This window comes from Chryseobacterium indologenes (assembly GCF_001295265.1).
GTDB classification, from domain to species: Bacteria; Bacteroidota; Bacteroidia; order Flavobacteriales; family Weeksellaceae; genus Chryseobacterium; species Chryseobacterium indologenes_A.
This window is the reverse complement of record NZ_LJOD01000003.1, coordinates 93,771-118,687: the sequence shown is the minus strand read 5'-3', so window position 1 is coordinate 118,687 and position 24,917 is coordinate 93,771. Positions and strand designations below refer to the sequence as shown.

Below are 24,917 nucleotides of genomic sequence, written 5' to 3'. Positions count from 1 at the left end.
TTATGAAGCTAAAAGCAGCCGCCCTTTCATTTGCTGTATTCACATATACAGGTGTCACCGCACAGAATATCCAGAATAATCCGGGGAGCAACCATGGAAATAAATTTGAGCAGCTGGGAACAATTCTTCCTACGCCCAATATTTACAGAACCGCATCAGGAGCGCCAGGCCATGGATACTGGCAGAACAGGGCAGATTATAATATCACGGCTTATCTTGATGAGGATAAGAGAAACCTGAAAGGATCTGAAACCGTTACTTATTATAACAATTCACCGGACGATCTGGATTACCTCTGGCTTCAGCTTGATGAAAATGAGCAGTCTACGGTAAAAAATGCAGGTTACCAGACCTCGTCTACCCTTCCTTCATCTATTAATGATGACCAGCTTAAAGTAACCGAGCTTCCGGAAAAAGACAACGGCTATGGTGTTAATCTTGAAAAGGTAACAGATGCTTCCGGAAATCCGCTGAAGTTTACAGTCAACAAAACCATGATGCGGATTGATCTTCCGAAAGTTCTAAAGAAAGGCGAAAAAATCGTATTTAAGATAGACTGGAATTATAATATCCCGAACCGTATTCAGATGGGAGGCCGTGGAGGCTATGAAAATTTTAAGGAAGACGGTAACGATCTTTATACAATGACCCAGTGGTACCCAAGAATGTGTGTTTACAGTGATTTCCAGGGCTGGCAGAACCATCAGTTCACCGGAAGAGGCGAATTTGCTTTGGTATTCGGAAATTTTAAAGTTTCAATGAATGTTCCTGCTGATCATATTGTTGGCGGAACAGGGGAATGTAAAAATTATGAGCAGGTGCTGACTTCAGACCAGATGTCCAGATACCGTAAAGCTGAAAATGCGGCGGAACCGATTGAAATTGTAACGCTGGACGAAGCTAAAAAAGCAGAGAAAAATCATTCGAAACAGAGAAAAACCTGGGTATTTGAAGCCAATGACGTAAGAGATTTCGCATGGACTTCTTCAAGAAAATTTGTCTGGGACGGAATGAGAGTCACCATTCCTGAAAACAACAATAAAGTAATGGCCATGAGCTTTTACCCGAAAGAAGCTTATGGGCTGTACCGGAAATTCTCCACCAAAGCGGTAGCACACACTATTAAAACCTATTCAGAATTCACCATTCCTTACCCCTACCCTGTTGCCCAGTCTGTGGAAGCGGCCAACGGGATGGAGTATCCAATGATCTGCTTCAATTTCGGAAGAACGGAAAAAGACGGAACGTATTCTGAGGGAACTAAAAATGGGATGATTGGGGTAATTATCCACGAAGTCGGCCATAACTTTTTCCCGATGATCATCAATTCAGACGAAAGACAATGGAGCTGGATGGATGAAGGTCTGAATACTTTTACCGAGTATCTTACAGAGGAAAAATGGGACAATAAATTCCCGTCAAAAAGAGGACCGGCCTGGACAATTGTGGATTATATGAAGCTTCCGAAGAATCAGCTGGAGCCTATCATGAGTAATTCTGAAAACATTATTCAGTTTGGGCCGAATGCCTATTCAAAACCTGCTACCGGACTGAATATTCTCCGTGAAACAATCATGGGAAGAGAATTATTTGACAAAGCCTTTAAAACCTACGCCAAAAGATGGGCCTTCAAGCATCCTGAACCAGCGGATTTCTTCCGTACGATGGAAGATGCCAGCGGGGAAGACCTTGACTGGTTCTGGAGAGGATGGTTCTACGGAACAGATCCTGTGGATATTGCCATTGATAAGGTAACGATGGCCACTCCTGACCTGAACACTCCTCCAAAAGAAGCTAAAGAAACAAAATACAAGGTAGATAAGCCTCTGCAGAATGAGTTTGAAGATATTTCAAAGATCAGAAACAGGGAAGATAAAAATATTTCGTTCTACGTAGATAAAGATAAGGAAACACAGGACTTCTATTACCGATATGACAGAGGCCAGGAAAAAGTAAATCAGGATAAGGAATATACGGCCAAAACAGAAGCAACCCAGGCTCTGGATGTCAAGGATAAAGAGAAATTTAAAAATATGACCGGCTACCAGGTTGATTTCGTTAATAAAGGCGGACTGGTAATGCCAATCATCCTTGAATTTACGTTTGAAGATGGTTCTAAAGCCTATGACAAATCATCTGCCCAGATCTGGAGACATAATGAACAGAAGGTTTCAAAGACCTATTACTTTGACAAAAAAGTAAAGTCGATTCAGCTGGATCCTATGAGAGAAACCGCTGATATTGATACGTCCAATAATTTCTGGAGCAGCAACGGTACAGACAGCCAGGTTTCAAAATTCCAGTTATTCAAACAGAAGCAGGATGGCCCTGTAAGAGGCGGATCAAACGGCAAAACCAATCCTATGCAGGCCGCCGGAAAAAGCTAAAACAATCATTAACAATAAGCATGAAAAAATTTATTACCCTGTTTCTGTCTCTGATGACAGTATCTGTTCTATATGCCCAATCTTTACAGTTTTATACAGGCAAAAGAGACTTCCTCCCAATTGAAATCCTGATGGAAGACGGAAGTACAAAAAAAGGATTTGCCCAGGATTTTAGCCTTCCAGACGTAGCGACATTCCAGTTTATGGGTACAAAAGGTAAAAATGCCCATCTGGACAGAAAAGAAGTTAAATTCAAATCATCACAAGCTGATAATGAGATACAGCTTATTCCTGTTTCGGATATTAAAAGCCTGATTTATACCAACGAAGATACCCAGGAAACATTTCAAATGGACAAACGTATTGTAAAAGATATAAATAATGATCTGGAAATGGAATCGGAGGGAAAGGTACTGATGCTTCCTCTAATGGAAAAAGGTCCTATTAACCTTTACGGCTATCGAAGTATGACGTGCAAAGCCAATCATGGGAATAGCTTTTCAACGTCATTTGACGGAAATGAAGACAACTGCGAATTAATGTATGTTATGATTTATCTGAGCAAACCCGATGAAAATATTGCAGTAGCTCCGGTAGATTACAGTTCTCTAAGTCCTTTGGCGATATTCAATATGAAAACCCTTTATAAAAAATTTTATAAGGCTTACGAAATTGTAGGAGCCGACTGCCCTGAATTTCTAAAAAAAGTAGATGAAGCAAGGCAGAATGAATATTTTTCCAACAAAACATTTAAGGAAAGCAGAAAGAAGTATAATGCAGAAGCAAAAGCATTAATAAAAGGAAAAAAAGGAGCAGAAGCAGCAAGAATCAATATGCATTACAAAACGGAGATGTTTACCCAGATGTACAGAAAACTGATTGATGATTATAAACAAGCCTGTAAATAAATTCAACTTTAAAGTTCACCGTATTGGTGAACTTTTCTTTTTCATAAAAATATTTTAGAGCTGCTTAAATTTTATTTGAACCATTAAGAGCAAATTAAGTTTTAAGTTGAGTTAAGAAAAAAAGCCAGTCCAACTCAGACTACCGGAAAAAAGCTAACAGCCAGCACTTTGTAACTTTTACAATATACGGCACTACTTATTATTAAAAAACTATGAAAAATTTTCTTTTCCTTTTAATAATAAGCAGTGCCAATTTATTTTCTCAAAGTCTGCTCACCCCTAAACAAAACAAAATTGATCCTAAACTGATCAAAGATGAAACCTCAGAATTTTCATGGTATGCTGAAAATGCCGGAAACAAAATGGAGATCGGAAGTATCATTAATGAGTTAAAAAAAATAAACAAAACAGATCTTCTCATTAAAACGACTGTTAAAATGAAACAGATGGAAGGAAGCTGGGTAGATTCCACCATCGTAAAAACAACGGATTTTCAACCGGTTTATCATTCCTCTTATAATCCGATGAGGGATATGGTGCTCAAATCCGGGAAAAACAAAATCACCGGATATTACCTCGACAAAAAAACACAACAGAAAGAAACTATAGATCTTCCGGGAGAAAATTATTTCGACAGCAGCAGTTATCCTGCTCTTCTCCGGTACCTGCCGCTTAAAGAAAACTACACCGCAGAACTTTCTGTTTTTGATTATAACCCAAGAGCTAAAAAAGGAATTATAAAAGCCTATATCCTGGACACACAAAAAGCTGATCTCAACGGCAAGAAAGTATGGGCCGTAAAAACAACGGATGACATTAGTGATAAGACATCAACCACTACTTATTACATCGATCCTGAAACGAGAAAAGTTCTGAAGCAGGAAATAAATATGGGTGGAAGAAACATGATCATGGAACCTGTTCAGCAATAATGATTTCCAGAAATTAACCAGCTACCAATCACCGGAACGGGTCTACATATTGTACATGATACAAGGAGCAAAAAGCTATACCTTTGGGATACTTCATAACACCAAATATCAAAGCTCCTGATTGACTTTAAATGTTCAGGAATGCAGAATAATAAAATATATGGTATGAAAAATCTGAAATCATTAAGTAAAGAAGCTCAAAAAGCTATTCTTGGCGGCGGAAGAATCGTCTGCTGCGAGTACAACAACCAGGGAAAATGTATCTTATGGATCGGACCGGGACAGTACTGTCCTTAATCTAGCCATTCATTCAATGTAAAACATCAGCCGGGAATTTTCCGGCTTTTTTATTTTTCTGCCAAATTTTCACACTGAAGAATAAAATTCTGCCATTTCATCCACCCCCTGTCTGTGGCATACATTTAGAGAATTACTAGACAGAAATAATTAAAAAATATAACATATTATGTCAGTAAACTTTAAACCATTAGCAGACAGAGTTCTTATCGAGTCGATTGCGGCAGAAACTAAAACAGCTTCAGGTATTATTATTCCGGACACTGCGAAAGAAAAACCGCAGGAAGGTACTGTAGTGGCAGTAGGTCCAGGTAAAAAAGATGAGCCTACAACTGTTCAGGTAGGTGACAAAGTTCTTTATGGAAAATATTCAGGTTCTGAATTAAAGTTAGACGGGAAAGATTATTTAATCGTAAGAGAGGCTGACTTATTGGGAATCATCGGATAAGCTTCTGGCAATTGGCTTCTGGCTAATAGCTTTTTCTACATAGAAAATAATTCATGAGAGATTTAAAAAAAATTGAAGTTTGGCAATTAAGTCACCAATTGACTTTAAAGATTTATACTTCAACCAAAAGCTTTCCGAAAGAAGAAATTTTTGGACTTACCTCTCAAATCAGAAGATCATTTGCATCCATAGGATATAATATTTCAGAAGGAAGTGGCAGAAATTCGGATAAAGAATTTGCCAATTTCATCAATATTGCCCTAGGATCGTCCAATGAAGCCGAAAACCAATTAATTCTTGCGAAAGATTTGGGATACATTCATGAAATTGATTATCAATATCTTTTGGAAGAATTAACCATACTAAAAAAGAAGCTTGTAACTCTGTGGAGCAGGCTCAACGGAAATTAAAAAAATAACATTAAACAGCGAATTGCTAAAGCCAAAAGCCGAAAGCAAGTCGCCAAAAGCTAAACAACATGGCAAAAGAAATAAAATTCGATATTGAATCAAGAGACGCTTTAAAAAGAGGTGTAGATGCATTGGCTAATGCAGTAAAAGTAACTTTAGGTCCTAAGGGAAGAAACGTAGTGATTGAAAAATCTTTCGGTGCTCCGCACGTAACGAAGGATGGTGTTTCTGTAGCAAAAGAAATCGAACTTGAAGATAAAGTAGAAAACATGGGAGCTCAGATGGTAAAAGAAGTAGCTTCCAAAACCAATGATATTGCGGGTGACGGTACTACTACTGCTACAGTTCTTGCTCAGGCTATCGTAAGAGAAGGTCTTAAGAACGTAGCTGCAGGAGCTAACCCAATGGATCTTAAAAGAGGTATTGACAAAGCGGTAACAGCTGTTGTTGAAAACCTTAAATCCCAGTCTCAGGCTGTGGGGGATTCTACAGATAAAATCAAGCAGGTTGCTTCTGTTTCTGCTAACAATGATGAAACCATCGGTTCTCTAATCGCTGAAGCTTTCGGAAAAGTAGGTAAAGAAGGAGTAATCACTGTAGAAGAAGCTAAAGGTATCGATACAACGGTAGATGTTGTAGAAGGTATGCAGTTTGACAGAGGGTACCAGTCTCCATACTTCGTGACTAACCCTGAGAAAATGTTAGCTGAGCTTGAAAACCCATATATCCTTTTGGTTGAGAAGAAAATCTCTTCTATGAAGGAATTGCTTCCTGTTCTTGAGCCCATCGCACAAGGCGGTAAGTCTTTATTAATCATTTCTGAAGAAGTTGAAGGGGAAGCTTTAGCTACATTGGTAGTAAACAAATTAAGAGGATCTCTTAAAATTGCTGCCGTAAAAGCTCCGGGATTCGGAGACAGAAGAAAAGCAATGCTTGAAGATATCGCAATCCTTACAGGTGGGCAGGTAATCTCTGAAGAGCAAGGGTTCACTATGGAGAACATTACTCTGGATATGCTGGGTACTGCTGAGAAAGTAACGATTGACAAAGACAACACAACGGTTGTAAACGGTGGTGGTGACGAAGCTAAAATCAAAGGAAGAGTAGCTCAGATCAAAGCTCAGATGGAAACTACAACTTCTGACTACGACAGAGAGAAACTTCAGGAAAGATTAGCGAAGTTAGCTGGTGGTGTTGCCGTACTTTACGTAGGTGCTGCTTCTGAAGTAGAAATGAAAGAGAAAAAAGACAGAGTAGATGATGCCCTTCACGCTACAAGAGCAGCAGTTGAAGAAGGTATTGTTGCCGGAGGTGGTGTTGCTTTGGTAAGAGCGATCCAGTCTCTGGAAAACCTTTCAGGTACTAATGCAGACGAAACAACAGGGATCAAAATCGTTAAGAGAGCGATCGAGGAGCCATTAAGACAAATCGTTGCTAACGCTGGTGGTGAAGGTTCCGTAATTGTTGCTAAAGTAGCTGAAGGAAACGGAGACTTCGGATACAACGCAAAAACTGACGAATACGTTAACATGCTTGAAGCAGGTATCATTGACCCTACCAAAGTAACAAGAGTTGCCCTTGAAAACGCAGCTTCTGTATCTGGTATGCTTCTTACCACTGAATGTGTAATCACTGAAGTGAAAAAAGACGAGCCAGCTATGCCAATGGGTGGTGGAATGCCGGGAATGATGTAACAAGGTCTCGCTGAGACAATTTAATATACTAACCGTTCTACTTTGTAGGGCGGTTTTTTTATTAGAAAAAGTATATGATTCTTTTTATATTTAAATATTATTATGAAATAAAAAGTCCGATATTTTTGTTTCCATTTCTTTATACTAATAAAATGAGAAAGATTATAGCCATTGCAATTGATAAATATGAGGATAAAACAATAACTAATTTAGCCAATTGCGTAAAAGACACAAATAAACTTATTGATGTACTCTTTAGAAGGTATCAATTTAACTTTTATGATCTATATGCCCAAAAAGAACAAACTACATTATCATTTCTATATAATCAACTATATTCTGAATTAATTAACTCATTAGAAAAAGATGAAATCTTAATTATTTTCGCTGGTCATGGTGAATATATCCCAGCTTTAGAATCAAATTACTGGTTATGTTCTGATTCTAAAAAAAATGACATTACTACTTGGTTTAATATTGGAGACTTAATAAAATTTTTCAGAGCTTCACCTGCCAGAAATATTGCTTTGATTTCTGACAGCTGTTTTTCTGGGGCAATTTTCCAACTTACTCGTGGAGGAGGTTTAAAAGCCTTACAAAATAAATATTCTCGACAAGCAATTACTTCTGGTGGTATAGAAACTGTAAGTGATGGAAAAGTAGGAGAAAATAGCCCTTTTTGTAATGCTGTTTTTTCTGTTTTAGAATCTAATGAACAAAAGCATTTATCATTTAATCACTTTTCAGAACAAGTCATATTGCAATTTAGTGAGGATAGAATACAAACGCCATCGTATGGTTCGCTACTTGATTCAGGAGATAAAGGAGGTACATTTTTTTTCGAGTTAAAAAATCAAAATGAAACATCTATAGTAAAAACTATACAATTACCATTGGAAATCAATACAGATATTAAGATAGAGAATACCTTCGAAATCCCTTTCTTTATTGAAAACAAAAAGTTCAACAATGATTTTGTTAATGCCTTTGTGCAACAACTTGGATATTCAATAATAAATAATATTAGAGTTTTTGTAAATGAAAACGAAAAGTATTCGATTTCGAGCAGTAATGAAAATGAATTTTATTTAGATGTCAATTACACTATTGAAACATTAAATGATGACTTCCTAAGCATTGTAATCACCGAAAGTGATTATTTTGGCTCTGCACATCCAAATTATTACATCTACAGTATCAACTTTGCATTTCAACCAGAAAGAAAAATCTCACTATTTGAAATTATCGACCATAGTGACTATGAAAATATTGAATTCTTTATTATTGATATGATAAATCAATATTCTGATACAGAATGTACTTCAATACTGTTAGAATATTGTAAATACAAATATTTATATGATCTTGGTTTTTCTTTTAATTCTGAAATATTTACTATTTATTTTATAAACTTACTTCCTCATGTCGCAAAAGGTTGTGGAATTTTAAATATTCCAATAGATAAAATAAAATTGAAAGTTTAAACCACCTATGCCAATGGGTAATGGAATGCTAGGAATGATATAATATCCCATTACTAAAATAACTTAATCTAAAATTTACTATCCTGTTTTTTGTGAGTGCTTTTTTCTTTTATGGTTTCCCATAATGGAATTATATCCTTATAATTTAACTTAGCAACAAAATATACTTATAGAAGTATATATAATTGTTATTGAAGTAAAAAAGGTATAAATCTTTACTTAAAATATTATAAAAATAAGTCTCAATTTTATTTATTTTTGCTTTGGTCACATTCTATTTTTAATTGTATATTGGACTACATCAAAAATTAAATAATCAATGAAAGTATTTTTATCACATAGTTCAAAACAAAAAAACTTTGTTGAAATAATAGCAAATAAATTAGGTAAAAATAAAATTATATATGACAAGTATTCATTTGAAGCTGGCTCTATAACATTAGATGAAATATATAAAGGAATTGAATTATCTGGCATATTTGTTTTTTTTATATCAAAAGAATCTTTAAATAGTGAATGGGTACAAAAAGAAATTTTACGTGCAGAAGAATATATAAAAAATGGAAAATTAAAAAAGTTTTTGCCCATTATTATTGACTCAGAAATTACACATGATAACCAACAAATTCCAGATTGGATTAAAGATAGTTATAATTTAAAGTATTTTTCAAAACCAACAAAGGTTTATGACTTAATCAGACAAACTTTAGTTTTAGTTAATTGGGAATTATATCCAAATAAAAAAGAATTAAATCAATTGTTTATAGGTCGTACTCTACAAATTAAAGATTTTGAACAGAGAATATATGATTTTAATTTAGCTTCACCATCAACAATTATTATAAGTGGGTTACATAATATAGGAAGAAGAAAATTTCTAAAACACGCACTAACAAATTCAAATAATATTGTCCAAAACTATGAAGCCCCTAATATTTTCTTAGACAACAGAAATTCAATTGAAGATTTTATAATAAAGCTTTTTGGACTAGGCTATTCCGAATTACCCATTGAAGAAATCACTAATTTATCTATAAAAGATATTGATACAAAAGTTAATATAGCTTTTCAACTATTATTAGAATTAGAAAAAAATAATGATATTTTATTAATTATTGATAACTTTAGTATAATTTCATCAAATGGCCAAATTGTAGATTGGTACTTAGATTTACTTGAAAAACTTAAAGCTATAGATAAAATTTTAGTTTGTATCATCAGTAATTCAAAACTAAGAGCTTTAAAATATACAAGTTATTCAAATTTATTTTCAATTAATATACCAGAATTAGAGCCGTATGAAAGAGCAAGTCTGTTTCAAGCTCTTTTGAAATTAGATAATGTAACCATTAATAAAGATAGTTTTACTAAAATTTCAAATCTGTTTAGCGGATATCCAGAACAAATAACATTCACAACAGAATTATTGAAACAAGAAGGTCAGCACTATTTATTAGAACATTTAAATGAGATTATTGATTATAATTCTGAAAAAGTTAGTAGAGTTTTAAGAAACTTTTCAGATAATAAATTAGCCATACAAATCTTAAAAATTCTTTCAGATTCCGAATGTATTAGTATCTTATTTTTACAAGAAATACTAGGCAGTGATTTTTCAGAGGCAGAAAAAATATTATCTGATTTTAGCAATTCCTTTATAATTGAATTTCTTGGATCAAGTAAAGAATTCATTCGCCTTAATGATTCTATTAAAGATTATGTTCAAAGGATTAACTATACATTAGATTCTAAATACAACCAAAATATCACAAACCATATAAAAAACAATTTTCAGCAGTATGAAGAAGCTCTTGAAAGTGATACCTCCGCATATATATTAACATTAAAAGAATCTTTAAAACGAAACTTAAGTATTCCAAAGGAATTATTAATCCCATCCCATTATTTGAACGCAATGCGTGAATTATATAATAATGAAAGAAGACATAATGACGTAATAATTTTAGCTGATAGAATTTTATTAAATGAAAGCTATTTAGATAAAAAAATTGTAAAAGAAATTAGATATTGGCTTTGTTTAGCGTTGAGTAGAAAGCGAGATGAAAGATTATTGAAAGAAGTTCAATTTATAGATGGTGCCGATCATAACTTTTTGCTGGGATTTTATTATAGAATGAAAAATAGAAATGATGATGCTATTGAAAGATTCAATGAAGTTTTAAAAGTAAATCCTAAATTTTATCGAGCGAAAAGAGAACTCGTACAAGTATATATCAATGTAGAGAGATATAGTGATGCTCTATACCTAGCTAAGGATAGTTATTTAGTAGATAAAAATAATCCGTTTAATCTTCAAAGTTATTTTAGATGTTTAATAAAAACTGATGGTTATACAAATAAACATGAGTTAAAACAATTACTTATTGAATTAGAGAAGAATCCACACGAGAAGGCACGAGAAATGTTTTTGACATGCCGAGCACAATATGAGTGTTTTATTGAAGGTAATCACTTTAGCTCCCTTAATTATGTTAATGATGCAATAGCAATATTCACAAATAATATTTATCCATATCTTACAAAACTAGATATTTTAAAAAAATTTGAATTGTATGAAGATTTGGAAACTTTTGTTAAACAAATAAATGATAAATTTGATACTGACACTGATATTTTCAGTAAACTAATGTATATCAAAGCTTTAATTTATATACAGCTTTATAAAGGTGATAAAGAAGCTGCGATGAAAATTTATTATGATAAAATTTCAGGTAGATATAATCAATCAGTTTATGATGCAATATTATTTGAAATAAATAAAATTTAAAAAAGCTATAATTTTTAAACCTTTGCTAAACAAAGTTTCCTGATTTTGAGCAAATAAAATAAATCTATTTAAAAAGAAACTCAGAAGTATAAAGACTTCTGAGTTTCTTTTATTTATCTAATTCAGAATAGTATTCTTCAAAATCAAAAACAATATCAAATAATTCCTTTGGGTGTATTCTTAATCCAGTTGCAATTTCAATGAAAGTACTGAGTTGACAATCAATCTTGTTATTAGCAACATCACTAATTCTAGCAGCCGTAACATTACATCTTTCAGAAATCTTAGAATAAGGAGTTTCACCTTTTATTTCCTTTATTTTTTCTGAGACCATTCTTTTGATTTCATCAGTCTTAAACTCGTTCATAATCGCACTGTTTAGTGCAAATTGTAATTATTAGCATAAATTATCATTACCGAATTCGGTAATGTAAAGATATTTTTATTATATTTGGAAAAGATTACTCATTAGAGTAATTTTGCGATACTTCAAAGAAATATAGAAGCTATTGTTTAGAATCTCGCCATTGGAAACTGGTAATTTTTAGGAACGAGACGATAAGCTAGAAGCTCACGACTTAGGCGTGGGCTCTCTTATCTGTTCCCAGGTATACCAGTACCTCAATGGCAGATATTGTAGAGTCTCATGCCGTTTTTATTTTCATGCTGTTCTGCTTTTCTACAATCATTTTTTCTAAGCCTGCTTTACAACATCAAGTATCATGATACGGTACAATGGAGTGTACAATCCATTGCGGCTTTAGGGCTTTTAGAAAAACACAAATTCTATCCTATTCATTAGGCTTGTATGGGCAGGAAGTTCAGGTAGACTTTCTCCTTTACGGCCGGTAAAATCGTACACTAAAAAATACAGACTCATGAAAAAAAACAGAACAGACTTACCATCCCTGCTTGGGAAAGGCCGGAAGAAGCATTCCGGCTTACAGCAAATGGAGACGTTTTTTCAGCTCAATGACCTTACAGCATCCAAAGAGTTGCTAAACAACATTATGAGTTATGCTGTTAAAAGAAACAGCTGGATAAAAGAAGATCCGTCCGTCATCTTTCATTTTCACCAGGCGATGCGGTCATTCATCCGTGCAGGCTACTTCATCATGCTGAAGGAAAAGAAATGGGTTCTCAATACACAGTTGGAAGAAGTCTCTCCGTTGGTTCTGGGTTTGCTTTCTGAGAAAGAATACCAAAATCCTCTGTTGGTCTTTAAAAAAGCTTTCAAAGAATACAGCATCAAGGAATTTGATTATTTTATTTCCGGAATGGTCTATTTCTCACTGGGCATCTATGACCATCTTCCGGAAAGGAATATGATAAGCCCTTACATTCATCTGACCAAAATGCTGGATGCAGCATATCTTCTTCTGGAAAGGAGAGAATTCAAAAGTTTGATCTAAAAAAGATAGCATTTGACACTCTTCATAAATTCTTCAGAAGATTGCGAAAACTTAATGCTATTTTTAAATATTTTCAGAACATTAGAGAATGATTTATCTTTGACTGCTTATTCATAAAACTTTAAACTAATAATCACGTCCTGAAAACTAAAATGGAAGAGATCTTTAAAAGCTACGAAAAAGAAATATCCAAAAAACACAGCTTTGGTTTTACCCCTGCCTATAAAGAAGAATTCAGAACACCAGTCAGCGAAACTCTTTTTATTGCCATCGCAGAAAAAACATTTGAAAGACTGGGTTGGGATCTTGTATATAAAGATGATTACAATATAGAAGCAAAATATAAATGTACAGGTTGGATGAATGAGCGTTGGACTGAAATTATTACCGCTACTTATAAGAACGGTGCAGTTTCAGTAAAAAGCGAATCTTTAGGAAGCGAAATCTGGGATAACGGAAAAAATTCTAAAAGAGTTAAGCTGTTTATTTATGCTTATCAGGAAACTTTAAAAACGTTCAACCTGCAAGCCCTTAAGGATCTTGAAAAGGAAATAGAAAGGAAAAACAATTGGGATGATTATATAATTCCTGAAACTTTACCACAACCTACACCAACAAAAACACCCAATATAACATTACCCATTATGGGTGGAATATTCATTTCGTTACTAACCAGTTTTCTGGTAGCATTGCTTTCGGTAAAAGGACTTTACTTCATTGGATTATTTGAATTCCTTGTGGCAACAGCCCTTGTCTTTGCAATGAAGTATGTCATTAGATTTTCAAACTATACTGATGTAAATAAGTTGCAATACCTTTTTGGTGCGATGATCCTTTTAACCTATATCTCAAACGAATATTTTCAATATGAAATAATTCTGAATGCAAATAATCTTGAGAGAATTGGATTTTTAAATTTTTTACAAATAAGATTCTCACATGGCTTTATAGTAAACAAAATAAATACTGGATGGATTGGCTGGATCGTTATTTGGGTGATACAACTTGGGTTAACTGGTCTTTTTGTTTACCTTAAATTAGTTAGGGTACTTACAAAATATGTTATTGAAAGAGTTCCGCCGGAAGTTGTTGATTTTACATTTTATCATCTGCTAAAAGATAAGTCAGAGGAAGAAGTAAGAGCAGAACTTGCTAAAAAAGGATGGTCAGACATACAACATCAGAATGAAGCTTTTGAAGCAATTGGAGGTTTTCAAAGTGTAATAACATTGAATAGACTTAAATAATGTTCAATCCTTTATTCTCCTCCCTCACGCAAAGCATAAATTTTTAAGTTTTAATATACCCACTACCGCAGCGGAGGCTTTAAGCCAATAAAATAAAACCAATCTCCCAAATCTGAAGACTTCGGAGAAAAATTAATACCTGTATTCAAGTGATTAAAATTGAACTACATACTCTTTCAGGGCAACTTGATATTGAAATCACAAGAAGCGGAAGCTGTTATTTTCTTTTAGTTATTTTATCTGCCTCCCAGTATTTTAAAGAAAACGGCAAAGTCTGGAACGGCAAAATAATGAGAACAGAAAAGCTTTTCGAAATAATAAGCCTTATAAAAGAATGTTACAGAAAGCCATCTGTACCTGAAAAAACAACTATTCTTGATGGAACATTAAGAAAAATTAATTTAAATGATGAGGGATCACAAATTGCATTGCACCTGGTAGATATTGATGAAAATACAAACGAATCTGAACTGCTGCAAAGCATTAAAGAGCTCGTAAACGAAGTAACAGACAATGATACTACTCTACAATATTATTTAGATGATTTTATGGCCTAATCTTCCGGGTGCTGCCTTTTAAAATAATTACATTACCTAATACCCAAATATGACATACAACAAATTTTATTATAGTATTAATCTTAGGCACCTTCCGGAAAACAGGGATCTGGAAACCTATCTCTCAGCTTTATTAAAACTGGTGGAACAGGAAAGAAAGCAAACCTTAACTTCTGATCTATTATTAAAACTCTTACATGACGCATGTAATTCTGAACCCAAAAAATTTGATCATGAATGGCTTAAAATTGTAGAAGCACCTGATGAGGAAGCTGTATATAAAAAAATTAACAATAAGACCAATAATTCCTTAGAAGATATTGGAGTTTATTATACGATTGCCGTTCTACAATTTCAAATCGCCGAATTACATAAAATGAAAGGGAAACAACTAAATGATGAAGGCCGGTCTTTTGGAATTGATTCTGAAACAGGAAACAGATGGTATAATTTCGATCCCTACTCTATTTTAGAGGCTGGCATGCGATGTTATTTAGACTATTGTAAAGATGATGAACAGGAGTTTGAGGTAAGCTGGCAAACTTTGGGTGATTTACTGGAAATGGGCAGAATATATGAGTAAAATTAAAAAGTAGCTTTACAAAAATTATATATATCGGTTGGTCATAATGCATTAATTTGAAAAAAGAAGATATGGGAAAGCAAAAGAGTTTCCCACCGCTGCATCCTGAAATTTTGTAACTCCTAACTCCGTCAGTGCTCCATTTATAAAATTTCCATTTCGTCCAACTCTAAAACGACTGCCCTGCCTATATAAAATATAATCTGCCTGCTCTTTCATTTTTTATCCCTCCAACTTTCTCCTATATTTGTCACTATAATGATGGAATCAACGTTGATGACATAAACCAAACAAAAAATATGACAACAAAAGAAGAATTCTGGGACAGGAAAAAGAAATTAAATGATGATTTTTTCGTAATGGGCTCAGTGGCCAATCCTGCCACCGAAGAACAGATTACAAAGTATGAAGAAAATACAGGTTTTACATTCAGTGAAGATGTTAAGGATTTTTTGACAACATTTGGCTCCCTGATTTTTGAAGTTAAAGAAGAAATATGGAAACGGCCCGAAGAATTTGATGTTCTGCCAAGCTGGAAATTCGGATACGGATTTTTTGTGTACGGCCTTTCTCAGGATAAAGAAATGCCTTCATGGATGGGCTTTGAAGAAAAACATGCCGAAGCTCTTGAATATAAAGAAAAGCCACATGGACAATTATTTTTCAAACGCAGCGGCAACCTCTACCGCGCCTATACCAACAATGGAGTAATCAAAATTGAATATGACAAATATGACGAGGAAGATTACGAAATTTTTGAAGGAAATATTTATGATTTTTTAATCCAAGAAATTGATAAATTAGAAGAAGATTACAAAGAATATATCAGCGAAGGAAAAACAAATCCTAAATCTTAAACCCTTGAAAACAAAATTATTATTCCTTTCATTTTTGGGTTCATTATTTACCCATGCACAAACGCTTCAATTTAAAAATCTTGCCAGTATGTCTGCAGGCAGAGGCGGCACAACCAGTGTGATTGTGAATGACAATATATACGTGAGCAATGGGTATCAGGAAAACAGCGGTAATGCCAATTATATTGAAAAATATAATATTACTGATAATAAATGGAGTGTTCTCCATTCTACTCTGCTTACCAAAAAATTTGCTAATTCGGAGACTTACGATAATAAAATTTATATTTTTAACGGGTGGGGAAACAGCCATCTTGAAATTGTAGACCTGGTAACCAATACAATAACGAAGGGTGCTACCAATCGCTCCTATACAGGAAATGCTGGTTCTGCAATCTATAATGGCAAAATATATGTGTTTGGCGGCAGCGGATTAAACGGAGCTGCCACCACTGTATTTTCTAATAAATTCCAGTATTATGACATTGCTTCCAATACATGGAATCCCTTACCCAATATGCCCACAGCCCGAGAAACAAGGGGCAAAATCGTAAATGATAAACTTTATGTAATTGGTGGTTTTAATGGTACCCCATCCCGCCTGATCAATGTTTACGATCTCAAAACTAATCTTTGGGTTAATCAATATACCATGCCTGTCGGGATAGCCGGACACTCATTAGCGGTATCCGGTAATAAAATTTTTATTGTAGGGGGTTTTAATAATCAAAGTTTTCTCGCGTATTTTGACACTACAACTAATAAACTACATCAGCTAACCTCCAATATGATTCCCAGAAGATACCCTACCGCAGAAGTATACAACAATAAATTATACATCATCGGTGGAAGTACAACGTCTCTGCTCAAATCATCAATAAAAAGTACCCAGGTAGCTGATATTAATGAAAGTGTGCTTTCTTCGGCTGTAAACAGGTAAGACTACTATAATCAAACGAAGAGATTCGTTCGGCAGCAATGGAAGTATACAGAACGAGTTGAACATATAACATTTCCCAGCATTCTATTTAACATAGGGAAAACTTGTGTATATTTGAGGGTATAACAATACAAAAACCAATGACCATTAAAGAAGCTATAATAAAAGTACTTGAAGATAATATCGGTGCATTTACATATATTGAAGTCCATGATTTAATTAACGCTAAAAATTATGTTGATTGGTCAAATGCAAAAACACCAACCGATACAATTGGAGCACAATTAGGACATTTTATTAGAAAAAATGATACTCGTGTAAAAAGATTTAAGTCTAAAAATGGTTTTCTGTATTATTCTTCAAAAAACGAAAATCAAATTAATTTAGACCTTCCAATTGAAAAAATTAAAGAATCTATTGTTAGAAAAGATAAAAAATCATTTCACGAAAGACACCTTCATAAATTATTAGTAAGTTACTTAAAAAGCAGAGGTATTTATGCTAAAACAATTTTTCATGAAAAGTCATTGAACACAAAAGATGACCATCAAAAATGGGTTCATCCTGATATGGTTGCGATTGACTTTGTTAATCTGAAAAATAAAAATTCAAATGCTTTAATGAAACTGGTAAATAAAGCTGATGCTTTTAATATTACCTCGTATGAAATCAAAAAAGAAATAAACACAGATTATGAATTAAAAAAATATTTCTTTCAAGCGGTTTCAAATTCAAGCTGGGCAAATTATGGATATCTGGTTGCTTTTGAAATTAGTAAAAATTTGCTGGGAGAAATGGAAAGATTATCTCAATCTTTCGGAATCGGAATTATTGAGTTGAAATCTAATCCCTATGAGAGTGAAATTCATTTTGTATCAAAATATCGTGATCTAGAATACAAGACAATTGACAAACTTTGTGAATTGAATCCTGATTTTGAAAAATTTATTTCGCAAACAGAAGCATTATTAAGTGCTTCAGATAAGTTTTTAGGAGGCACATTAGAAATTTTCAATAAATATTGCGATGAATATTTTAAAACCGACTCAGAAATAGAAGAATATTGTAAAACAAACGGAATACCTTACGAAGATTAACCTACAACGTGAAAATTTCGTGCATTCACACGCACAAAGTATCAAAAAGTTTTGCGCACATAAATAAAACAATATAATCATCACAAAACAACAATACAAATGGGATATTGGCGCACACTGCACTTGTTTGATGACAGAAAATTTTATAAAGAAGTTGTTCCGGCATTAAAAGGAGAGACAGGCGACTTAACTGCCGATTGCCAGGAATTCTTAAAGTCTCATGTTATCGGAAGCACTTTACATCTGTCTAAACAGGAACTCGAAAAGCTTGTCAATCAAACTATTGAAAATATTGTTTCAATATCAAATTCATTAGATGAAACATTCAAAATAAACAGCGAATATCAGAAAGCAGAAGACACGAACACTGAGATAGCATTTTTTAATAATTTAGAAGGATATTATGAGTTTTCTAAGTTTTTTGAATATCATACCTTTAAAACCTGCGCTGATTTTTTTCCTCATCTAGGCCTTGGAAAAAGCGGAGTGTCCCGTAATTTTGAACTATCTGAAAAAACACTTTCCTATTCAATCATTGAAGACCTTGATGATTGGAATAATTTTTTGTGTTTCGACAGAATGGGAATTACCAACTGGATGTCTCATGAAGATGTCCAATACCTTTATCTTAACAAAGAGAATCTGAAACATGACGAGAATGAACCAGCAAAAGCCTTTCTTACCCTTCTTGAAATAGCACACGCTAACCAACTTGGATTTATTATGGGGGTTGATATGAGAGAAGAGATATTACAATCGCTGCCCGGCAATAAGACCGTAAAACCTGAAACCTGGACATTGCAGAATTTATCCGGGCTGATATGGGGAATATAAACGATATACCTATCACCATGAAATACATAAAAAACAGAATCAACGTCATTTTAACTTTACAGATTTCTGAGCCGGATTTAAACACTTCTGAATTCGCAGGTTTTAAAATTGTAAATTGTTATGAACTGCTTGAAAAGTATAATTATTGTTCGTCACAAGATTCTCACCTCAAAAAACTTGAATACATTTCTGAAGAGATCATTAATTCAGAAGATCCTATTTTAATTTGTAATACCGGATTAAGTACTATGGACTTTGATATCATCTCCGGGATTTTGAGGCCCCACCAATTAATCATCAACAAAATCTTAATTCCCACCCTATCCAAAAGAAACAGGAAACTTGCTGAAGGACAGGAAGCGTATAGAAATCATAGCCGCTGGCTTCATTTTTATCCCGGAGAAATTGAAGATATCTATAACAATTTTGAAGAGGAAATTAAAGACTTAAAAACAAGATATGAAAATACCGGAACTGAAATACAGGAAATATAAACCCCAACTTGCAGAATATTGGTGTAAAACGTAGATTTGAGAGTTCACAACATGTAATAAAAACTAATAACTAATGGCAAACAGATCTTATCTATACAGCGCAGATAAAGAATTAAAGAAGCTGCGTGATGTATCGGAATGGAACTATGAAATTCCTTTATTCCATAAAATAGTTTTGGGTTCTGAAACCCAGATGTCTAATTCTAAAATATGGAACTTTGAACATCCCATCGCCATAAAAGGTGATTTTAAAAACGGCTTAAAAAAATTTTATGATCTTTTAGATTACCTCGAGACACAGGCAGATATCGACACACAGGTAATAACCGGAATCAGGCAGGACACGAAAGATTTCTTCGAAAAATATCCTGAAAGAGCGCTGGATCTGTTTTTTCTGGAAGCAGGAGAAGTTTTTGACATGACAGGAGATATTACTCCCATTGAGCAGCAGAACGAATTGTTTTACCATGAAATTATCTCAATATCCAAAGACATTGACGATATTTTAGAGAAAAAACCGGATAATGTATTTGATTTTAAAGACTCTCTGTGGTTGCAGGAATTGAAAAAAGATATCAATGCCTTATCTGTCTACTGGACTTATGTAACCTATTTTTCATTCAACAAATCGTAAAATTCTTCCGATTTTGAACCAGTAAATAATCATCCGAAGTCAGAATATTCTCCGGATAGCGAGTAGTTTTAACGGCTCCATATCAATCAAAACCGTTCTATTCTATAGAGCGGTTTTTTTTGATAAATACCACAAAAAGGTGATTGACAGGCCTAGTCTGCTTACGTAACTTTAATAGACAGACCATGAATAACTGTAATAACCAAACATGAAATCACCATGAAAATAATTTTCACTTCCTGTACCCGATATGAAGCTTTTAAAAAACAACCTGAATGGAAACTCATTTCCGATCAGGATCCAGACTATCTGTTTCTCTTAGGAGATAATATTTATATGGATTACGGATGGCCCTTTTTCAGCCATGAGCCCAATGGTAGTCCTAAAGATTATCCGACAGAAAAATTTAAAAGGATTATGAAAAATAAGTACGAGAACCAGTTTACATTAGTTCCTGAATTTAAAGATCTGGTAGAAAAAATGAGACGTAAGAATGGTTTTTTTGCGATTTGGGATGATCACGATTTTGCCTGGAACAATGCTAAAGGAATCTCTGTTCCACAGGAAAAGAAAGACATATCCCGGGAACTTTTTCATCAATATTTAAATTGCTCTACCAACCTCCCTCATACTTATTATCATGTAGATACCCCGCTTGCAAGGGTAATATTTATTGACAACAGAACAGACTGTGAAAAAGAAGGTCCTACAAATAAATTATTAAGTAACGAACAATTTGAGTTTATTGAAGACAAATTGCAGCATCCTCTTAAATACACCATTTTATGTGGCGGATTAACATTAACCGAAGGAAGTGAAAATTGGTATAAATATCCCAGCCAATTAAAAAGGCTTTGTGAAATGGTTTCAAAAACTGAGAATGTTATTTTCCTGTGCGGAGATGTTCATAAAAATAAATTCTTAATGCCTAAAAGAATTAATGAGTTGAATATTGTCACCCCTATTCAAATTATTTCATCCGGTATGCAGGTTAATTATGCCGGCTTCAGAATTCCCTTTGATGATCTGCATAATTGGTGTATGCTGGAGTTTGAAGAAACCAATGTTAAATTGAGTTTTTATAACAAATTCGGGCGTCAAAAAAACAGGTCTGAAACAGCTACCAGGTTTTTAAATTCTTATTTTAAATAGGTAGAGTCTTCTAACTTTACCCTCATAAAAGCACTCCTTTAAAACATACGCCTTCACATTTCCATTTTTTTCTTAGTTTAGTTCTGAAAAAACAGGTTATATTTTATTTAATCAAAGCTAAAATTTCAGTTCAGTTTAACCTGCGCTTTGTCAATTTTTCCATTATGCAATATTTTATCTATACCTCATGAAAAAGATTCTAACATTATTTTTCTTCATTTTTTCCGTGTCAGTTTTTAGCCAGGAATACCTGAATAAAACTGAGGAATTCGATTTGAAATTGTTTAAATACTTAGACAGCTTAACTGTAGAAAATAAAATTTCAGTCGATGATTATTTAAAATTTTCAAAACCATTTTCAAAGTGGGATATGAGACCGATTAAATATGAAAAAATCTGGACTTTAGATTCCATCAGAACTTCTAGTGAAATTCCCAATTTCTTTTGGGGTGGCTTTTCTCAACGATATAAATTTACCGAAAAAGAAACAAGCGAGAAACCCAATCAATTTTTAAAACAGGGACAGATTGATGAAAATCCCAATGTATTTTTTTTGAACCAGAATATCAATCAGTTCAAAACCTTAGCTTCTTTAGTTAGCAATAGTAAAAATCTTATATTTCTAAACCAAATTTCACTGCAACGGGTTGATAATATTTTCAAGGAAAATAATATATATTGGTCATATTTAATACCAGCAAAATCACCTTTTCCGATTTCAACTCAGATTAAAATTGAAAAAAGTTATAAATTCAATCCCCTCCAAAAACAAATTTTGGAAAAAATGAAAGAAATAAATATTTATTCAATTATAAAAACTGAAAAAGGAATTTTCTTTTTATTAGATGGGTTTACAGACAATTCCTATGGTTATTATTTTTCTTCCACAAAAACTATGGAAAATGATAATCATCTTTTTGAAATAATGATTTCTAAAAATATTAATAACGATTTTTTCTATTATATTGCAAATTAAGGTGTCCACTCAAAGCCTCCCGACTTTATACCCCTGCACATAAGAAAAAAGAGGATCACCAAATTTCTCATCTGCCTAATCCATTCAACATTTTAAACTTAGATAACCCAACCATGATTGACACACAAATAGTACAGGAAATTATTGAAAGAGAAATAAACTCTGATTTCGAAATGTCAAATTATTATGATACCGATAAGTACATCATTATTTTCTGGAAGCATAAAAATTATTACGCAGACGACGAACGAGGTCAAATTGTTGGCCCCGGTCCTATAATTTTTGATAAACAAACTAAAGAATACAGATTATTGGGCTCTGCTGAATGGTTTTATGGAGATTATGCCGACGCCCTCCCACAGACTGAGGAAAATGAACAATATCGAAAAGATTATAATTACATCATGGGCCTTCTGGATAGTGAGGAAAACGATATTGCATATACAGAATTATTAATTGAAAATATAAAAGAAAAAATTGTAATGCGGGAATTCGCTAACTACGAAGACATTGATTTTCTATCTATTTTAACCGGAGCAAGGAGGTATGTAACTCCATTTGATCCACAAAGTTATGGTGAAAATTATCATGATGCTGTCATTCTGACTTTCGACAATACGGAAGCTCAGAAAAAACTGGCTGAAATATGGGAAAGCATTAATTTTAAGCATGAAATCATTTCCAGCACAGAATTATTGTTATGGAAAATAAAAAAATGATCCTGATAGGCTTCCCTGCTGTGCAAAGTCTCCCGAATTTGCACTTATTAAAATAAAAACATCCTCCTCAGCTTTCACATTTTTTTCTTAGTTTAGTCTGGAAAAAAATATAACAATGACTGGTCGAAAACTGAAATAAGATTTAACTTTAGTCCATATTTTCGTCAAGGCCTTTTCCCTCGTATGATAATGTATAAAAAACTAAATCCATGAAACAAGTAGTATTGATTATATTAGTTCTGTCAGGGCTAATCAATATTCACGCCCAGCAAAATCAGACCGATTATTTCCTGGGAAACAGAACCTATTGTAAAAAACCGGATAACGAAAGAGTAAATAAAATATATCCTCTCGGCATAAAATCTGTTCAGCAAAACTTATATCTTGGCGCCGCTTTCAAAATCTTTTCAGAAGTCATAGAAACGGATAACTCTTTTTGTGATGCCTATTTCTGGGCCGGATATACTTTAAGGTTAAGCAACCTTGAACAGGAAGCTGTAATTTTCTATCACGCAGCAGACAGCCTTGCCCAAAACAAATCCATAGAATTTAAGCAGAATCTAGCCACTCTGGCTATGAAGGTTGGAAGGATGAGTTTTTCAAGAAAAAAATTCCAGGAAATGACAGAATATTTTCCCGAAAGTCCCGAAGGATATTATGGAATTGCACTAACCTCACTATTTATAGAAGATCACAAAAACGGACTTGAAAATATAGATATTGCTGAAAAAAAATACAACTCCCCTAACAAAGACTGTCAATCCTTAAAAGCCATATTATTAACATTTAACGAAAAATATGAAGAAGCCATTCCGTATTTTGAAAAGGTGGAATCAAATTTTAAAAAGGAAGATACTTTTAATGGATGTTATGCATTATGCCTGAAGCAGATCGGAATAAAAACTTCTGACGAGAAGCTGATGAAAAAGTCTAAAAAATATTATGAAAAGGTGAAAGATAAGGCCGGGTTGCCTGAAGTCATAAAAAATGCGTTCAAAGAAGCTTAATAAACAAGGTATTGATAACATGCTGAAAACAACCCACGAGCTACTTGAATATTTAAAACTTCCCTCTTCTGAAAGAGAATCCGCTATTATATGTTCATTGGTGAATTCTATTGTAAAATGTGGTGACAAAAGTGATGCTGATGAAATTTTAAATCACTATGTAACCCATCCTTTTGATTTTGATTACACTTATTTACTGCCGGTTTTTAAAGCATTGGGAGATCATTCTGCTGCGGAACAGATTTTCAATATATCTCTCCACCAAAATAAACTGGTTGAAAATACAGACCCGGAAATTTTAGAAGTTTTAGCCCACTTAAAATATGAAACCGGTAAAACCCATCTTAGCTGACTATCTTTTTGGAAACAGAGAAGAAACCGATTATTATATTTCAAGATCCGCAGCTCTGGGACTATTAAATTTTGACTGTACTGAATATCAAAAAGAAATTGAAGCAGAAATTGAAAAATGTTACGGGAAAAATGTATTCCCTGAATTTGTTCCGGCATTGGTGGGCAAACTGGAAGCCCCTCATGCAATTCTTGATAAACTCTTTGAGTTAGGAAATCAATTCGCATCCACAGATTGTAATGCTGGAATCGTACTTGGTTTTTCGCTTTGCGGAGAACAGGGAAGAACATATTTCAGGAAAATTCTTTTTGACAGAAACTGGGAAGTTGATTCTACTGCAACAGGAACCATTCATTTCGCTTATCAGGGATTGAAAAATTTAGGAATCACCTTTAAAGACCTTTACCTTGAAATAAAAATGATTTCCGGTGAAGAAAATCCTGAATATGCTTTAGATGTTTTTTTCGCCTTACTTGAAAGGAAATTTGATGATGTTGCCCCTGCCCCGGAAGAATCATTTGCAGACATTTACACCACCCTATTCTCATGGAAAAATGAAAATGAAGGCAGCAATATTATTGATCTGGCTGGATCTGTCAGCAAGACGGAAAAAGTATATGAAATAAAAAAACTCACCGAAATGAAAATGAATGAGGAAGTCATCCTCAGAAACTACAGTGAATCATAGTTCTAGTATAGAAAAAGTCC

General features: G+C 33.7%; 27 protein-coding genes. 25 read left to right on the top strand and 2 right to left on the bottom strand.

Annotation, left to right across the window (positions count from 1 at the left end):
* The first annotated feature begins 2 nt into the window (after positions 1–2).
* The 9 genes from AOB46_RS06675 to AOB46_RS06640 all read left to right on the top strand — a co-directional run bounded on the left by AOB46_RS06675 (position 3) and on the right by AOB46_RS06640 (position 11,348).
* Entirely contained in the window at positions 3–2,387 is a 2,385-nt protein-coding gene (locus AOB46_RS06675; RefSeq protein WP_062697574.1) for a M1 family metallopeptidase, read from the top strand.
* A gap of 20 nt (positions 2,388–2,407) precedes the next feature.
* Positions 2,408–3,295, top strand: coding sequence for a hypothetical protein (locus tag AOB46_RS06670; RefSeq protein ID WP_062697572.1), 888 nt, complete (start codon positions 2,408–2,410; stop codon positions 3,293–3,295).
* Between the two features lie 212 nt (positions 3,296–3,507).
* Positions 3,508–4,227: a hypothetical protein gene (locus AOB46_RS06665; RefSeq protein ID WP_062697570.1), complete on the top strand. Its 720-nt coding sequence runs from the start codon at positions 3,508–3,510 to the stop codon at positions 4,225–4,227.
* Positions 4,228–4,392: 165 nt separating this feature from the next.
* Positions 4,393–4,524, top strand: a complete 132-nt coding sequence (locus AOB46_RS23965; protein WP_262486714.1) for a hypothetical protein — start codon at positions 4,393–4,395, stop codon at positions 4,522–4,524.
* 169 nt (positions 4,525–4,693) lie between these two features.
* On the top strand, positions 4,694–4,972 hold the full coding sequence (gene groES, locus AOB46_RS06660) for a co-chaperone GroES (protein WP_062697568.1): 279 nt from the start codon (positions 4,694–4,696) through the stop codon (positions 4,970–4,972).
* 53 nt (positions 4,973–5,025) lie between these two features.
* On the top strand, positions 5,026–5,382 hold the full coding sequence (locus AOB46_RS06655; protein ID WP_062697566.1) for a four helix bundle protein: 357 nt from the start codon (positions 5,026–5,028) through the stop codon (positions 5,380–5,382).
* A 68-nt stretch (positions 5,383–5,450) separates the two neighbouring features.
* Positions 5,451–7,076: a chaperonin GroEL gene (groL, locus tag AOB46_RS06650; RefSeq protein ID WP_062697564.1), complete on the top strand. Its 1,626-nt coding sequence runs from the start codon at positions 5,451–5,453 to the stop codon at positions 7,074–7,076.
* A 152-nt stretch (positions 7,077–7,228) separates the two neighbouring features.
* Positions 7,229–8,560, top strand: coding sequence for a PdaC/SigV domain-containing protein (locus AOB46_RS06645; protein ID WP_185113846.1), 1,332 nt, complete (start codon positions 7,229–7,231; stop codon positions 8,558–8,560).
* A gap of 319 nt (positions 8,561–8,879) precedes the next feature.
* Entirely contained in the window at positions 8,880–11,348 is a 2,469-nt protein-coding gene (locus AOB46_RS06640) for a toll/interleukin-1 receptor domain-containing protein (protein WP_062697560.1), read from the top strand.
* A 109-nt stretch (positions 11,349–11,457) separates the two neighbouring features.
* On the opposite strand, the gene AOB46_RS06635 is transcribed toward AOB46_RS06640, so the two are convergent.
* A complete protein-coding gene (locus AOB46_RS06635) occupies positions 11,458–11,715 on the bottom strand; it encodes a hypothetical protein (protein ID WP_062697558.1) in 258 nt (85 codons plus the stop codon).
* 511 nt (positions 11,716–12,226) lie between these two features.
* Between AOB46_RS06635 and AOB46_RS06630 the strand changes: the two genes are divergently transcribed.
* The 4 genes from AOB46_RS06630 (at position 12,227) to AOB46_RS06615 (ending at position 15,147) form a co-directional block, all read left to right on the top strand.
* Positions 12,227–12,760 (top strand): hypothetical protein, encoded by a 534-nt coding sequence (locus AOB46_RS06630; protein WP_062697556.1) that lies wholly within the window; start codon positions 12,227–12,229, stop codon positions 12,758–12,760.
* A 152-nt stretch (positions 12,761–12,912) separates the two neighbouring features.
* Entirely contained in the window at positions 12,913–14,007 is a 1,095-nt protein-coding gene (locus tag AOB46_RS06625; RefSeq protein WP_062697554.1) for a hypothetical protein, read from the top strand.
* A 149-nt stretch (positions 14,008–14,156) separates the two neighbouring features.
* A complete protein-coding gene (locus tag AOB46_RS06620; RefSeq protein ID WP_062697552.1) occupies positions 14,157–14,564 on the top strand; it encodes a hypothetical protein in 408 nt (135 codons plus the stop codon).
* A gap of 49 nt (positions 14,565–14,613) precedes the next feature.
* Positions 14,614–15,147, top strand: coding sequence for a hypothetical protein (locus tag AOB46_RS06615; RefSeq protein ID WP_062697550.1), 534 nt, complete (start codon positions 14,614–14,616; stop codon positions 15,145–15,147).
* A gap of 51 nt (positions 15,148–15,198) precedes the next feature.
* Here AOB46_RS06615 and AOB46_RS23325 read toward each other — a convergent pair whose 3' ends face one another.
* Positions 15,199–15,366: a hypothetical protein gene (locus tag AOB46_RS23325; protein WP_157845041.1), complete on the bottom strand. Its 168-nt coding sequence runs from the start codon at positions 15,364–15,366 to the stop codon at positions 15,199–15,201.
* A gap of 80 nt (positions 15,367–15,446) precedes the next feature.
* Between AOB46_RS23325 and AOB46_RS06610 the strand changes: the two genes are divergently transcribed.
* The 12 genes from AOB46_RS06610 (at position 15,447) to AOB46_RS06555 (ending at position 24,897) form a co-directional block, all read left to right on the top strand.
* Positions 15,447–16,004, top strand: coding sequence for an SMI1/KNR4 family protein (locus AOB46_RS06610; RefSeq protein WP_062697548.1), 558 nt, complete (start codon positions 15,447–15,449; stop codon positions 16,002–16,004).
* A gap of 4 nt (positions 16,005–16,008) precedes the next feature.
* Positions 16,009–16,944, top strand: a complete 936-nt coding sequence (locus AOB46_RS06605) for a Kelch repeat-containing protein (RefSeq protein WP_062697546.1) — start codon at positions 16,009–16,011, stop codon at positions 16,942–16,944.
* Positions 16,945–17,084: 140 nt separating this feature from the next.
* Positions 17,085–18,041, top strand: coding sequence for an HTH domain-containing protein (locus tag AOB46_RS06600; protein ID WP_062697544.1), 957 nt, complete (start codon positions 17,085–17,087; stop codon positions 18,039–18,041).
* Between the two features lie 99 nt (positions 18,042–18,140).
* Positions 18,141–18,875, top strand: coding sequence for a hypothetical protein (locus AOB46_RS06595; RefSeq protein WP_131724329.1), 735 nt, complete (start codon positions 18,141–18,143; stop codon positions 18,873–18,875).
* A gap of 17 nt (positions 18,876–18,892) precedes the next feature.
* Positions 18,893–19,369, top strand: coding sequence for a hypothetical protein (locus AOB46_RS06590; protein WP_131724328.1), 477 nt, complete (start codon positions 18,893–18,895; stop codon positions 19,367–19,369).
* Positions 19,370–19,442: 73 nt separating this feature from the next.
* Positions 19,443–20,003 (top strand): hypothetical protein, encoded by a 561-nt coding sequence (locus AOB46_RS06585; protein WP_062697538.1) that lies wholly within the window; start codon positions 19,443–19,445, stop codon positions 20,001–20,003.
* A 219-nt stretch (positions 20,004–20,222) separates the two neighbouring features.
* Positions 20,223–21,155, top strand: coding sequence for an alkaline phosphatase D family protein (locus AOB46_RS06580; protein ID WP_062697536.1), 933 nt, complete (start codon positions 20,223–20,225; stop codon positions 21,153–21,155).
* A gap of 187 nt (positions 21,156–21,342) precedes the next feature.
* A complete protein-coding gene (locus AOB46_RS06575; RefSeq protein ID WP_062697534.1) occupies positions 21,343–22,131 on the top strand; it encodes a hypothetical protein in 789 nt (262 codons plus the stop codon).
* Between the two features lie 113 nt (positions 22,132–22,244).
* The gene (locus AOB46_RS06570) at positions 22,245–22,850 is read left to right on the top strand and encodes a hypothetical protein (protein WP_062697532.1); all 606 of its coding nucleotides are present in this window, start codon (positions 22,245–22,247) and stop codon (positions 22,848–22,850) included.
* 209 nt (positions 22,851–23,059) lie between these two features.
* Positions 23,060–23,857 (top strand): tetratricopeptide repeat protein, encoded by a 798-nt coding sequence (locus AOB46_RS06565; protein ID WP_062697531.1) that lies wholly within the window; start codon positions 23,060–23,062, stop codon positions 23,855–23,857.
* Positions 23,838–24,209: a hypothetical protein gene (locus AOB46_RS06560; protein ID WP_062697529.1), complete on the top strand. Its 372-nt coding sequence runs from the start codon at positions 23,838–23,840 to the stop codon at positions 24,207–24,209. Before AOB46_RS06565 ends, AOB46_RS06560 begins: the two co-directional genes overlap by 20 nt.
* Positions 24,181–24,897 (top strand): hypothetical protein, encoded by a 717-nt coding sequence (locus AOB46_RS06555; protein ID WP_062697527.1) that lies wholly within the window; start codon positions 24,181–24,183, stop codon positions 24,895–24,897. Before AOB46_RS06560 ends, AOB46_RS06555 begins: the two co-directional genes overlap by 29 nt.
* Positions 24,898–24,917: the final 20 nt, after the last annotated feature.